Annotated in this window: 14 protein-coding genes and 1 tRNA gene; 12 read left to right on the top strand and 3 right to left on the bottom strand. The window is 47.2% G+C overall.

Features of this window, described 5'->3' with window-relative positions:
* Positions 1-140: 140 nt before the first annotated feature.
* The gene (locus RYZ26_RS10275; protein ID WP_317683114.1) at positions 141-563 is read right to left on the bottom strand and encodes a bacteriohemerythrin; all 423 of its coding nucleotides are present in this window, start codon (positions 561-563) and stop codon (positions 141-143) included.
* Between the two features lie 145 nt (positions 564-708).
* Positions 709-2754, bottom strand: coding sequence for a hybrid sensor histidine kinase/response regulator (locus RYZ26_RS10270; protein WP_317683113.1), 2046 nt, complete (start codon positions 2752-2754; stop codon positions 709-711).
* A 126-nt stretch (positions 2755-2880) separates the two neighbouring features.
* Between RYZ26_RS10270 and RYZ26_RS10265 the strand changes: the two genes are divergently transcribed.
* The 12 genes from RYZ26_RS10265 to RYZ26_RS10210 all read left to right on the top strand — a co-directional run bounded on the left by RYZ26_RS10265 (position 2881) and on the right by RYZ26_RS10210 (position 12313).
* Positions 2881-2954: transfer RNA gene (locus RYZ26_RS10265), tRNA-Gly, on the top strand.
* A gap of 216 nt (positions 2955-3170) precedes the next feature.
* Positions 3171-3839: a two-component system response regulator CreB gene (gene creB, locus RYZ26_RS10260; protein ID WP_317683112.1), complete on the top strand. Its 669-nt coding sequence runs from the start codon at positions 3171-3173 to the stop codon at positions 3837-3839.
* The gene (gene creC, locus RYZ26_RS10255; RefSeq protein ID WP_317683111.1) at positions 3840-5264 is read left to right on the top strand and encodes a two-component system sensor histidine kinase CreC; all 1425 of its coding nucleotides are present in this window, start codon (positions 3840-3842) and stop codon (positions 5262-5264) included.
* A 290-nt stretch (positions 5265-5554) separates the two neighbouring features.
* A complete protein-coding gene (locus RYZ26_RS10250) occupies positions 5555-5926 on the top strand; it encodes a hypothetical protein (RefSeq protein WP_317683110.1) in 372 nt (123 codons plus the stop codon).
* A 233-nt stretch (positions 5927-6159) separates the two neighbouring features.
* The gene (locus tag RYZ26_RS10245; RefSeq protein ID WP_317683109.1) at positions 6160-7161 is read left to right on the top strand and encodes an ABC transporter substrate-binding protein; all 1002 of its coding nucleotides are present in this window, start codon (positions 6160-6162) and stop codon (positions 7159-7161) included.
* Between the two features lie 83 nt (positions 7162-7244).
* Positions 7245-8141 carry an ABC transporter permease gene (locus RYZ26_RS10240; protein WP_317683108.1) on the top strand — a complete coding sequence of 299 codons (897 nt, stop codon included), beginning with the start codon at positions 7245-7247 and terminating at the stop codon, positions 8139-8141.
* Positions 8134-9318 (top strand): quaternary amine ABC transporter ATP-binding protein, encoded by a 1185-nt coding sequence (locus tag RYZ26_RS10235; RefSeq protein WP_317683107.1) that lies wholly within the window; start codon positions 8134-8136, stop codon positions 9316-9318. The genes RYZ26_RS10240 and RYZ26_RS10235 overlap by 8 nt, the downstream gene beginning before the upstream one ends.
* Positions 9319-9384: 66 nt before the next feature.
* Complete coding sequence (locus tag RYZ26_RS10230; RefSeq protein WP_317683106.1) at positions 9385-9924, top strand: shikimate kinase; 540 nt, start codon at positions 9385-9387, stop codon at positions 9922-9924.
* A 72-nt stretch (positions 9925-9996) separates the two neighbouring features.
* Positions 9997-10497, top strand: a complete 501-nt coding sequence (locus RYZ26_RS10225) for a hypothetical protein (RefSeq protein ID WP_317683105.1) — start codon at positions 9997-9999, stop codon at positions 10495-10497.
* Between the two features lie 9 nt (positions 10498-10506).
* Complete coding sequence (locus tag RYZ26_RS10220; RefSeq protein WP_317683104.1) at positions 10507-11373, top strand: phytanoyl-CoA dioxygenase family protein; 867 nt, start codon at positions 10507-10509, stop codon at positions 11371-11373.
* Positions 11374-11467: 94 nt separating this feature from the next.
* Positions 11468-11932: an Hsp20 family protein gene (locus tag RYZ26_RS10215; protein ID WP_317683103.1), complete on the top strand. Its 465-nt coding sequence runs from the start codon at positions 11468-11470 to the stop codon at positions 11930-11932.
* Between the two features lie 147 nt (positions 11933-12079).
* Positions 12080-12313, top strand: a complete 234-nt coding sequence (locus tag RYZ26_RS10210) for a hypothetical protein (RefSeq protein WP_317683102.1) — start codon at positions 12080-12082, stop codon at positions 12311-12313.
* Positions 12314-12523: 210 nt separating this feature from the next.
* On the opposite strand, the gene RYZ26_RS10205 is transcribed toward RYZ26_RS10210, so the two are convergent.
* A complete protein-coding gene (locus RYZ26_RS10205; RefSeq protein ID WP_317683101.1) occupies positions 12524-13447 on the bottom strand; it encodes a 5'-nucleotidase in 924 nt (307 codons plus the stop codon).
* Positions 13448-13548 lie beyond the last annotated feature (101 nt).

The following is a 13548-nucleotide window of genomic DNA, read 5'->3' as shown; positions in this document are numbered from 1 at the left end:
TCGTCTTGTCCTTCATGGCATTAGGTCTTTTTTGTAGAGTATCCAGAACCGCGCTGATATCCAATTCAAAAAAACGTGAACGACCATTCGACACTCTGATGAAACAGAAAGGTACACACGTGCACCAAAAGGTGCCCTCATCAATTCACCACTGTTATCATTGTCTCTTTATATTTCATATCTTCGACCAGAACATGGCCTTCCCACCATTTGCGCAGGAACTCGACCAGACGCACCTTGTTTTGACGGTCATCATCTTGAATGGTTATGGCGCCGATTTCATCAACAAATTTCTTGTGGTTCGCTTTGTGGATCTGGACATCTTCGTAACTCATCTTTGTCAGCAGGTCTTCTTCGTAGGTCAGATGAAATTCGATATATTTTTTCAGTTCTGCCAATATATAATTATACCCCTTCAGGTCATCCGTTGCATGCTGATATGATGCCTGGTGGGACAGGGAATTAATCAAATTAAACAAAATCTTATGCTGTTCATCCAGAATCGGGTGCCCCACACTATGCACCTTGTCATCCCAGCATAGATCACGCACTGTCTTCAGCATTTTACCTCCCTACATTCTGTTTCGATTATTTTATCGATTCTCTTTATATTAACTTATCAAAATGTAGAAAGCGTCCCTCAAACGAGTGAAGAGCGGGAGTTGTACTTTTCTTAAAGGAGTTAAAGTGACTATATCTAAGCACGCCTTAAGAACTGTTCTTCTGTGTGATTTTTTCTTCCAGCAGCTCAAGGAAGGCCGGGACATCCAGCGGTTTGGTCAGATAGGCAGAAAAACCTGCCTTAAGCCCCGCTTCCACATCACATGGCATCACATTGGCACTGAGAGCCATGACTTCGAGGTCAGTAGTTCGTTTGTCCGTTTTTAAAAATTCCAACGCTTCCAGCCCATTCATGCCCGGCAAATGAATATCCATCAGGACCAAATCCGGCTGATGGGCAATGGAAAGCTGCACGCCAATTTCCGCCGTAGGGGAACTCATCAACTGCACCCCTTCCACCCTCTCCATCACAGCCTCCATCAGTTGAAGGTTGCTGGGGTTATCTTCAATATAAAGTATGGTGAAATCACCCATACGTTTCCGTCGCACATCACCATTGCGATCCGGTATTTTTTTCGAAGCCGCAGGCATCTTTGCAATGGGCACATCGACCCAGAAACAGCTACCTTTGGCCACCACACTTTCCACACCGATCTTTCCCTGCATCAACTCAATCAGTTGTTTGGCAATCGTCAGGCCAATGCCCGTCCCTTCAATCGCGCCACCTTCTGCGCCCAAGCGTTGAAAAGGTCTAAACAACTGACCAATATTTTCTGCACTCAATCCCGGCCCCGTATCAGAAACCCTGAAGCGCAGAAAACCATCTTCGCGGACCTGACAGTCCACCGCAACCTCACCACCCATCGGGGTATATTTGATTGCATTGGAAAGCAGATTCAGCATCACCTGGCGCAGGCGTGTTAAATCAGCCTGCAGAATAATCTGTTCGGTCTGCCCATCCACCCTGTTAAGAAGCCGTATTTTCTTTTGTTCAGCAACCGTATCCAGTAAGTCATGACAATGGCTACTGACCTCACTCACCGCAATCTCTTCCAGAGACAAAGACAGATTACCCGATTCAATCTTCGCCAAATCCAGAATATCATTGATCAAGGTCAGCAGATGTTCCCCTGCCTTTAAGATATTCTGCGCACAATTCTGATGTTTTTCACTTAAGTGATCCCGGGGGTCCGATAACATCAATTGAGAAAAACCAATAACGGAATTCAGCGGTGTTCTCAATTCATGGCTCATCGACGACAAAAACTGCGACTTGGCTTTATTGGCTGCATCCGCCTTTTTCTTTGCCTGATAGAGCGTTTCCTCATGACTGATAAATTGGGTGATGTCATGCGCTGCACCCAGATAGCCGACGAATTCCCCGTCTTTATTAAAACTGGGCTTTCCGCTGAGGCTGAGATACTGGGTTTCCCCCTTCTCGTCAGTGACCACTGCTTCCATATCCAGAAAAGGAATGTGCTGGCTTAAAGCATTCTTGAAGAAACTCTCCGGGTTACCGTCCGGGCGCTGAATAAAACAGCCTTCGATTAATTCCGGCAGACTGAGCTTCTGGGCAAAGGCTGCTGGTTTTGACACATAGACAAAATGATGGTTTTCATCGGTTTCCCAAAACAGATCGTATGAAGCCTCAATGATCCCCTGTAAGCGCATTTCATTAGATCGCAACTTGTGGGTTCTGTCTTCAACCAGGTCTTCCAGTTTCTGTTTATCCAGTTTTCGCTGTGTCACATCTTCCAGAACAGCAACATAACCAATACCACCAGCTGTGGCCGGAATGATCTGGGCGTCAAAAAACCGTGCCTTTCCCTCGGCATCGCGTGAGGGAAAGCTAAAGGTCGATCCTTCGCCTGCCAAACCTTTATCGCTGACGGGTTTGACCTTGCGATAGTTTTCCAGCCCCAATACTTCGCTGATATGCTTGCCGACAATCTCTTCTTTTGACACACCAAAATGACTGGCATAAGCTTCATTGGCATAAAGATAATGCCGATTGCGATCAATATACGCGATAAGATAGGGGAGAATATCGTAGACAGCCTGAAAGGCTTTATCATTCAACAGCTGTTTTTCCGTGTCAGCCACTTCAATCTGCGTCACCATCACCTCAACCTGCATGAAATCATAAAAAATATCATTCATCACATGGGGAGCAGACGGAGCACTGTCCAGCATTTTTATAAATACATAGTAGAAGTACTTATAATACAAATCAACTAAATAAATAGTTTTTGCCGCCTGCATAAAGAAACCAGTTGAAACCTTCGCCCAAACGCCATACAAAGTGCCTCACACAATTGAGCGGGCGTAGTTCAATGGTAGAACGACAGCTTCCCAAGCTGTACACGAGGGTTCGATTCCCTTCGCCCGCTCCAGCTTTTCCCAAATAATTAAACCTGATATCTGCACAATAGAGATTGTGTAGGGGCTCGTTTTCAACGTGCTAATTTCACTTCCAGGTATCTCCCTAAACAAAAATGCACTTAAGACAGCAAAAACATCCGCTTTTTTGAAGAAGTAGAGACATAATTGTCATGAATGCTGTACATAGTTAAGGAAGATCGTATCCCAACAGAAGTTACTTCGCGCACATGAAACAGAATGTCCTTCTCATTGAAGATGAAAAATCGATTGCAGATACATTGACCTACGCATTGGAAAGTGATCGTTTCAATGTGAACTGGAAGACGGTGGGAAGAGAGGGCATTCAACATGCCAGAGAATTCCCGACGGATCTGATTATTCTTGATGTCGGCTTACCTGATTTAAGCGGTTTTGAAGTTTGCAAAGAAGTCCGTAATTTTTCGGAATTGCCCATCATTTTCCTGACCGCCCGAAATGATGAGATTGACCGGGTTGTGGGTCTTGAGATTGGTGCAGATGACTATGTTGTTAAACCCTTTAGCCCACGCGAAGTTGTTGCCCGTGTAAAGGCAATCCTCAAAAGAACCGGAAACACACCTCAAACATCGGCAGGCGTTTTTAATGTTGATGAGATCAAGGGGCGCATCACATACTTAAACACCCACCTGGAATTGACAAGGTACGAATATCGTTTGCTGAAATATCTATTGTCTCAGCCAGGGAGAATCTTCAGCCGTGAACAAATCATGGCACATGTCTGGGATGCCCCGGAAGCCAGTATGGATCGAACGGTTGATGCACATATAAAAACCCTGCGTGCCAAACTGAGAGACGTGAGTGATGAAACCAACCTCATTAAAACCCATCGTGGGATGGGGTACAGCATTGAGGCCTAAATGAAACTCAATCACCGGATATTTCTAGGCTATTTTCTGGTCATTGCCATTGCTGGGCTTTTCTTATTAAAAAGCGTGAGCGATGAATTCCGTCCCGCAGTCAGGCAATCCATGGAGGAAACCATGGTTGATGTCGCCAATTTATTGGCAGAAATTGTCAAAGATGATGTTTTAAGGCGCAATGTAACCGAAAGCCCTATTGCAGAAGTCATGCAAAACTTCTTGGCACGTAAAATGAATGCGGAGATATGGGGACTTCTTAAAGAAGATACATCTTTTAACATCTACATTACGGATCATCAGGGCATCGTACTATATGATTCCGGCAATCCCGATGCTGTTGGACAAGACTATTTCCGTTGGATTGATGTACGTCGAACACTGCAGGGAAAATATGGGGCCAGAACCACTCACGCACTCTATGATGATGAAAAATCATCCGTTATGTATGTCGCTGCACCGATTATAAACAACGGTCAGATCATTGGTGTACTCAGTGTTTATAAACCCAGTATCAGTGTTCTCCCCTTCATACAGTTGAGCCAACAAAATATTACTCAGGCGGCCACCGTATTATTTCTGTTTACACTTGCCCTAGGCTGGTGGTTATCACACTATCTGACCCGCTCGACACGAACACTTCTTGAGTACGTCAATCTTGTAGAACAGGGTGAAAAAGTCACTTTACCCCCTATCAAAGAAAAAGAATTGGCTCAGTTGGGAAGCGCCATTGAAGATATGAAACAGGCTCTTGAAGGCAAGGAATATGTTGAAAATTATGTCCATGCTCTGACGCATGAACTTAAAAGCCCTCTGACAGGAGTTAAAGGCGCTGCAGAATTACTCAAAGAAGACCTGCCCAAAGAGGACCAAGTCCGTTTCATCTCTAACATTCAAAATGAAACGCAGCGCATTCAAGACATTGTTGACAAGCTTCTTGATCTGGCAAGACTTGAAAAGCAACAACAACTGGAACAACGAGAAACAATCGACTTACCGCTTGTCCTTGCCGATCAACTGCAATATTTCGACCTGCCCTGTGCTGACAAAAACATTCAATGGGCCATAAACTTGCCAAAAGATTTTCGCATTCAGGGAGACCCTTTTTTACTGGGTCAGGCCATTCACAATATTCTGGATAACGCCCTGGATTTTTCACCCGATAATAGTCACATCACAATTTCTGGTAACTGCAACGAACACAGCCTTTCTTTAACCATTACGGACGAAGGAACGGGTATTCCCGACTACGCAAAAGATCGTGTCTTTGAACGTTTTTATTCCTTACCACGCCCTGATACAGGCAAAAAAAGCACAGGTCTCGGATTAAGCTTTGTCAAAGAAGTTATGTCGCTACATCATGGTTCCATAAGTATCGAGACAATCCAGACAGGCTGCCGGGTAACTTTAAACTTCCCCGTTTAATCTAGGGTCCTGACCCTAAACGATTTCACACGGATTTCACATTCAGCGCATATTGCCTTCGACTACTCAACATATCCTCTCTTCAAGTTAATTTTGAAGGAGAAAAACATGTTGGAAACATTTGTGCATCAAGCCTCTCGCCTAAAGGATTTTATAGTCTCCCCAACCCTTCCCATGGTTATGACCTATTTCATAACTGATCAAAATTTTGAACCACTCACTCCCCTCAATTGGGTCACGATTTCAATCTGTATCATCGGTTATTCTCTGCTCTGTGAGGCAAAAAGCCAATGACGTGTGAAGAATTGAAAATCAGCCTGGCCAACGATATTCAAACTGTCCCTGTCAAAACAAAAACAGGCACCTTCAAGAACGGAGAAGACGCCTTCTGGTGGATGTGTATCACGTCTTTTCTCGAGCGTTTGAGCGCAACATTAAACATGGACAATTTATACAGTCCACGTTGTTGCATGCCCGCTGACATTAAAGCGATTATTCTGAAAAATCATCTTGAAGGAACAATCTGTCTCGACACATTCCAAGTGTTAACAGAAATAGAAACCCGACTGTCCTTTACCTACCTAGATACAAAACAAATCGACTTATACGACCAGGCAATCATCATCCTTGAAAATGAATTGATCGAAGCAGGTTATATTTAAACAACGCACATTAACAAAAACATCTCCTTCAGCTGAAGCCTTTATCCATCATGGTCAGTCCTGACTGTGATGGATAAAATTCGCCCGTTCCAGATTTTTTCTGGGCTACCCTTGACAGCCCGGATTTCACTTTATAGGCTTAGTCGCAACGGACTTACATATGTTAAGTCCTTTTTTTGTGCCTATTTTTTTTAAAGATTAGACCAATTCTGGGCACGCCAAGGGAGACAAACATGAAAACGATTATCGGTATAACCGCCGCCGCCCTGATGGGGCTGGCGATGCCTGCGCATGCCTCAGACTGTGGCAAAGTGACCATCGCGGATATGAACTGGCCATCAGCAACATTAATCGCCAATGTGGATAAATTCATCCTCCAGCACGGTTATGGCTGTGAAGCCGAACTGATCACCGGCGACACCATGCCCACAGGCACATCCATGGTCGAAAAGGGTGAACCCGACGTTGCGCCAGAATTCTGGACCAATAACTTCAAGGCGGCGCTTGCCAAAGGGATTGAAGACAAGCGCCTGCGCATTGCAGGTGACGCTTTGATCGATGGCGGGGAAGAAGGTTTCTGGGTGCCGGACTATCTGGTCAAGGCAGACCCGAGCCTTGCCACCCTTTCCGGCATCAAAGCCAAGGTTAAAATCTTTAAACATCCGGAAGACCCGGATGCGTCTGGTTTTATGACCTGCCCGGCAGGCTGGGGCTGTCAGGTCACCAACGACAATCTTTATAAAGCCCTGAAACTGGAAGAAGCCGGATTTGATCTGGTTGACCCGGGTTCAGGCCCCGCCCTTGCCGGGTCCATCGCCAAAGCTTATGAGCGTCAGGAAGCCTGGTTTGGCTATTACTGGGCACCGACAGCTGTGCTTGGGAAATATAAAATGGTCAAAGTCGATTTTGAAAGCGGCGTGGATCAGGAACATTTCTCCAACTGCCTGACGCAGGAAGTCTGTGACGATCCAAAACCATCCATGTATCCGCCATCGCCGGTTAAAACCATGACGACAGAAGATTTCGCCAACCGTGCACCTGCCGCTTATGCGTATCTGTCCAAACGTGGCTATAAAAATGCGCAGATGAACGAACTGCTCGCCTGGATGGAAGATCAACAGGCTGACGGCGATATCATTTCTGAACATTTCCTGAAAACTCACGAAGCCACCTGGAGCCAGTGGGTGCCCGCCGATGTGGCCGCCAAGATCAAGAAAGCCTTGGCTGAGCTTTAAGCATCCCCATCTATAGTTTATGCCCTCTTACCACTGGTTAAGAGGGCATAAACATATTCAAGAATAATAAAACCGAGGGCAAAATGGCTGAGAAATCCTGGTTAACCGAATTCCCCGCGATGGAACGAAAAGAACTTGTCGGCATCCGCAAGTCTCTGGATGGCCTCTATCGAGACTTTTCACGCGAATATGGCGACATGATCGAAAGCCTGTTTGATCCTTTGCTTTATTTCCTCATCTGGTTTGAAAAACTGTTGCTCAACAGCCCCTGGTGGGCGGTTCTTCTGGTGGTAACCGGACTGGTTTTTGCCGCCACACGATCCTGGAAAATGTCGGGTGCAACCGTCATCGCCTTTATGCTGATCGGTTATTTCGGCATGTGGGATAACACCATGCGAACCATGAGCATTATTCTCGTCTGCACCTTACTCTCCATTGTCATCGGCATCCCCATCGGCATTGCCATGGCAAGGTCTGATCGGGTTCAGGCCATTGTCACGCCCATACTGGACGTCATGCAGACCATGCCCGCCTTTGTCTATCTGATCCCGGTGGTGATGTTGCTGGGCATTGGTAAAGTGCCGGGTGTCATCGCCGTAATCATTTATGCCATCCCCCCTGTCATCCGCCTGACCAATCTGGGTATCCGCCTGGTGGACAAAGATGTTTTGGAAGCAGCGACCGCCTATGGGGCAACACCATTTCAGCGGCTTTATCAGGTGCAATTGCCCCTTGCCATGCCAACAATCATGGCAGGCATCAACCAGACCATCATGATGGCCCTTGCCATGGTGGTGATTGCCTCCATGATCGGGGTGAAAGGACTGGGACAACCCGTTTTGAAATCCATCACCAATCAGTATTTCACCATGGGTCTGCTAAACGGTCTCGCCATCGTGGTGCTTGCCATCATCTTTGATCGGGTCTCTCAAGCTTACGCCAAACGTACACAAAAACATCTGGAGAGCGGCCATGCCTGATCCCATCATTGAAATCTCCGGCCTTTATAAAGTTTTTGGCAGCACGCCTTCCCAAGTTATGTCCATGGTCCATGACGGCAAATCAAAAGATGACCTACTGGCCGAAACTGGCCACACGCTCGGCTTGAAAGACATCAATATGTCGATTGAGCGCGGTGAGATTTTCGTGGTCATGGGCCTGTCCGGGTCTGGGAAATCCACCTTGATCCGGCACTTCAACCGCCTGATCGACCCGACCGAAGGCGTCATCAATGTGGAAGGCACCAATGTGATGGATCTGAACCAGAAAGACCTGGAACATTTCCGCCGCCACAAGATGTCCATGGTCTTCCAGCGCTTTGGCCTTTTGCCCCATCGCACGGTGATTGAAAATGTCGCTTACGGGTTGACTGTACAAAATGTCGATAAAGACACCCGTCTTTCCAAAGCAAAGGAATGGCTGGAGACTGTGGGATTGGCTGGATATGAAGAACAATATCCAAGTCAACTTTCCGGTGGTCAACAACAACGCGTCGGCCTTGCCCGCGCCCTTTGCACAGATGCTGAAATCCTGCTGATGGATGAGGCATTTTCCGCCCTTGATCCACTCATCCGATCTGAAATGCAGGATCAACTGATTGAACTGCAGGAAAAACTGCACAAGACCATTATCTTCATCACCCACGACCTGGATGAGGCTCTGCGCATCGGGGATCGTATCGCGATTTTGAAAGATGGCGAACTGGTGCAACAAGGCCCCCCTGCGGAAATCTTGCTGGAACCCGCCACCGACTATGTGGAAGCCTTTGTCAAAGACGTCAACCGGGCCCGTGCGCTTACAGTGGATACCGTCATGAAGCCACCCATCTGTCGCATTTCAGCCGAAACCATTGGCGAAGCGCTGAAAGAAATGCGCAAATCCAAAGGCGATTACGGCTATTACGTCAATGATAATGGCTATCAGGGTGTGATCCTTCAGGAAACACTGGAAGAAGAAGTCAGCAAAGAAAATGCTGACGTTCAGGTCTGCGAAGAAGTCTTTGAAGATGTGGAAGCCATCTCACCAGACAGCGTGCTGGAAACCGTTATCCCCGATACACTGGAAAATGACTTCCCCCTGCCTGTGGTAGATGAAGATGGTGACCTGCAGGGTCAGTTGTCACGGGCATCTGTTGTCAAGGTTCTGGGCAGCACATAAAAATCTTGTACTGCACTGCAATATCCCTTAAGGCTGTTGCAGTGCATTTTTATGGGGGTTGGCATCATGAATATTGTTTTGATTGGCATGCGCGGCGCAGGTAAGTCCAAGGTTTCACGCCGTCTGTCCTTATTGATGAAACGTGATGTTTTATCATCGGACCTTTTGATCCAATATGACAATAGTGGCAAGTCCATCCCGGAAATTCAGGCTGAAAATAACGGCGACTGGCGCATTTTCCGCGATATGGAATATGCAACCATCCAGAAAATCACTGCCCTTGACGGCAACATCATTGACTGTGGCGGCGGCGTGATCGTCGATGTCGGCAAAGATGGCAAAGAGATTTATTCCGAACGTAAAGTCGATCTCCTGCGCAAAAACGGTACCATCATCTGGTTAAAAGGCGACATCCCTCGCCTGGCCGCGAAGGTAAAGGGCGATGCCAAACGTCCAAGCCTGTCTGAAACCCAATCAGCCGAAGACGTCATGCGCTCACGCCTGCCATTCTACGAGAAGGCCGCAGACATGGTGATTGATATCGAAGGCAAATCACGCAAAGAAGTTGCTGAAATCATCCATGAGAAAATCACCAAACTGCTGTAGGCGATTGTCGTTTCTGCCGAACACATAATCTAGTACACTGTTGATATTCTTGCTTTTACACATAGGGTAATCATGATCAAACGCGGACTGCTTTCCTTTGGGTTTATACTGGCACTGACTGCATGTGGGGAACCTGCACCGGCAGGCTGGAATGCCAATATCGATATTGATTGCAAACCCCATGATCCTTACGACAAGCTCTATGCCATGATCTCCCCCAAAAAATTCTGGCGCGAACAGGAATATGATATCGGCAGCCTGAAAGCTGCCGGCACGAAAAACCTCGAACTCAGCAAATCCGTCCTGCAGGACAGTCTTGCCCAGAAAGGGGAATATTTCCAGCGTGCAGATAAAGCAGCGCGTGATCTGGGCCTCACGGGCAAAGCCAAGCGCGACCATGTCAAAGACAATATGGATCGCTACGATAAAGAAGTGAAAGCCATCGAAGAGCGCCTGAAGATGCAGGAAACAGCCATTACCTGGATCAAAAAATGCGAACCCAAGGTTCAGCAGGAACTGCGTAAACTGAAACTGGCTCCGGTCGAATACGACCCAGAAAAACGCCCGATGTAAGCCGAATTGATGACTGATCTAACAGACAAATTGCAGGATGTGTCCTATTGGCGCACCCTGAACCCGCATCTTTCCATTTCAGAGGTGCCAACGTTCAGCCCGCCTTTGGATTTAAGCGAACGGTTTGACGCAATTTCTGACACGCTGCATCACGATGGCTACCTCCATCAATCCCCGTTGCTGCCAGAAAAAGACATCAAGGCCCTTCGCACAGGCATTGAAAACCTGGTGGCAGAAGGCTGGCCTGCAGCTTTTATCTATGTTTATGACGATGTCTGGAATCTGTTTCATCAACTGAATGGCTTTCTATCGCACTTCCTGGGCGATGATTTCGGCCTGCTGCCCCATTTCTGGGCCTGGCATATCGATAAAGACGAAGGTGGCGCCACATCCGGCTGGCCGCCCCATGTGGATTACCCGGGGGAATGTGCCTTCTTTGATGACTTCCTTGTAAGCCTGTCTCTCTGGATCCCCTTAACGGACGCCACCCCTGAAAACGGCTGTATGAATATCCTGCCGCTGTCTCGTCAGAAAGAATATGATCCGCCGATTGTGGAACCCACAGATATCCTGTTGCAGGATGTGCGCTGCCTTCCTGCCAAAGCCGGATCCTTATTGGGTTGGCGACAGGATTTATGGCACTGGTCAGGGCGCAGTTCCCGCTATGCTGCTGATCCACGCATGTCTCTGTCTTTGGAATTCCAGAACCGGGCCTTTGACCCATTATGCCCGCCCCTGTTTGACCTGACCAACCCGCCCGAACCGCTGGAACGGGTGCGTATGATCTGTGCGCAATTCGCCAAATATGACCATATGGAACGGGTTTCTCCCGAATTGGAAGCCGCTGGCAAAGAATTCGCAACTGCACAGGCTTGACTCTTCAACCAGAACTGACGACATTAGGACAGTCGCAGTGCCTATGAAGGGCTGCGAAGACTTTATATCTCGCTTTTGATAAGGAGAGCACATCATGCCTCGACTGTCTGTCTTTAACAGTCCCCTCCTGCTTGGTTTTGACCACTTTGAACAGGTGCTTGACCGGGTATCGAAATCCAGTGCGGAAGGCTATCCGCCCTATAATATCGAACAGACGGCTTCCAACAGCCTGCGTATTTCATTGGCTGTCGCCGGATTTTCAATGGAAGACCTGGCCGTTACCATCGAAGATAACCAGCTGATGGTCCGTGGTCGCAGCACACAGGATGACAGCGACCGTATCTTCATCCACCGTGGCATTGCCGCACGTCAGTTCCAGCGCAGTTTTGTGCTGGCTGAAGGTGTGGAAGTCAAAGCTGCCCGTCTTGAAAAAGGCCTGCTGCATGTGGACCTGGAACTGCCGATTCCGGAAACACAGGTGCGCACCATCCCTATTGAGGATGTGGAAGCCCCGCAGGTTCCCGCGAACACCAAAACCATCGATCTTAAAGCCGAATAAGCACTTTAAAAAAGTCCTATCACTGATTTGTGAGCGAATATTTTCCCAAACTGTTCAATTTTTGGGTATAATGACTCATGTGAAGTGGAAATTTGTCCTGACAGAATGTCACATAGGACAAAAGGGCTGATAAGAATGGAGGCCATTATGACCAACTATATCAACAGCGAAGAACATGCGCTGATCTCTTATGATCGCGATGAAGCCATCAAAGCATTTGAACACGAACGCCTCGCGTATGTCATCGAAGAAACCGTCGAAGGTTTACCCGGATATTCAATCTACAGCGGGGCTGGCGAACACCTCGGGCATCTGGATACCCGCGACATCGCTTTTGCAACAGCTGTGCAGTACGACATGCATGCCCTGAGTGTGCATTAAAACCTCATTGTCATCCCCGCGAAAGCGGGGACCCAGATCAATGGCTGAAACACACCAAGACCGTCATGGCGCACCCGTTGCGCCATCAGAGTAGATGCAGGAACGTGACTTCCACCCCTTAGCCCGCAATAAGTGCGGGCTGACGAGAGATGAGTACCATCTCCCCCCTGTCATCCCGGATTTAATCCGTGACAAGCCATGGCGGAAGGCTCAAACGTTTCGAACACCAAAAGGAACGTGCACACAAGGAGTATCCTTTGAAGCTGGCTCCAGGTGACCAAGTTGATCATCAAAAAATATCTGAGGTTTCAGAATATCAAGATAGTTCTTCTTTTCAATTCCACCCGTTAGAAAAAGCTCGTCCGTTTGAATATCATAATTCTCCAACGTCGTAATTAGCCGCTCATGGGCAGGTGCATTCCTCGCCGTCAAAATGGCAACCCGGACATGTTTTTCAGGATTATTTGTACCGTAAGGCTTAGTGGCCTCAAGTTTTTGAAGGTCCGAAATTTTCTTCAGCAGCGGGAACATTGGGCCAGAATTAAGAGGCTGCTCTCTCTTCAATTTTTCATGATGGTGAAACAGAGGCAAATCTCCATCTGCGTATACTTTTTCAGCCTCATCATCCACAATCACACCATCAAAATCAAAAGCAATCCTTAATTGCTTGTCATCATCATCGGGAATAGCTGAATGTGGTAATACATGTCCCGCTGGATAGCCATTCTCTACAGCTTCACGCACTTCTTCTCTATCTGTACTCAGATAGAGAACTGCTTTAGTAGCTTGCATGTAAGGATACGGCGGATCTCCTGCCGTGAATGATGCACGTGTGATATTAAGCCCATAATGTTCGACTGCATCCATGACCCGCAAACTTGCTTTAGGATGATTTCTGGACAAAATTACCACTTCCACAGGCTGTTCTTCAGAATAAATTTCATTCAGCCCAAGCAGTCTTTGAATAAATGGGAAAGCAGCACCTGCCGCAGGTGGATTTGACCGATTCTGCTCTTGATACTCCAAAAAAGCATCCAAACCTGCAGTTCTATAAACTATATCAGCTTCCTGGAGGTCGAATAATGCCGTCGAAGAAACAGCCACTACTAATTTTTGGTCAATCGGATATGGCATACAGTTACTCTAAATAGTGAAATGCAATCAAAAGATAATAACTAATACCATCAAAATTCTATTTACTCTATATACATTAGAAAAATCAGAATAGAAACTGA

This window comes from Terasakiella sediminum, from assembly GCF_033100395.1.
Taxonomy (GTDB): Bacteria; Pseudomonadota; Alphaproteobacteria; order Rhodospirillales; family Terasakiellaceae; genus Terasakiella.
Note: the sequence above shows the minus strand (reverse complement) of the source record. Positions and strands in the feature narration are given on the sequence as shown.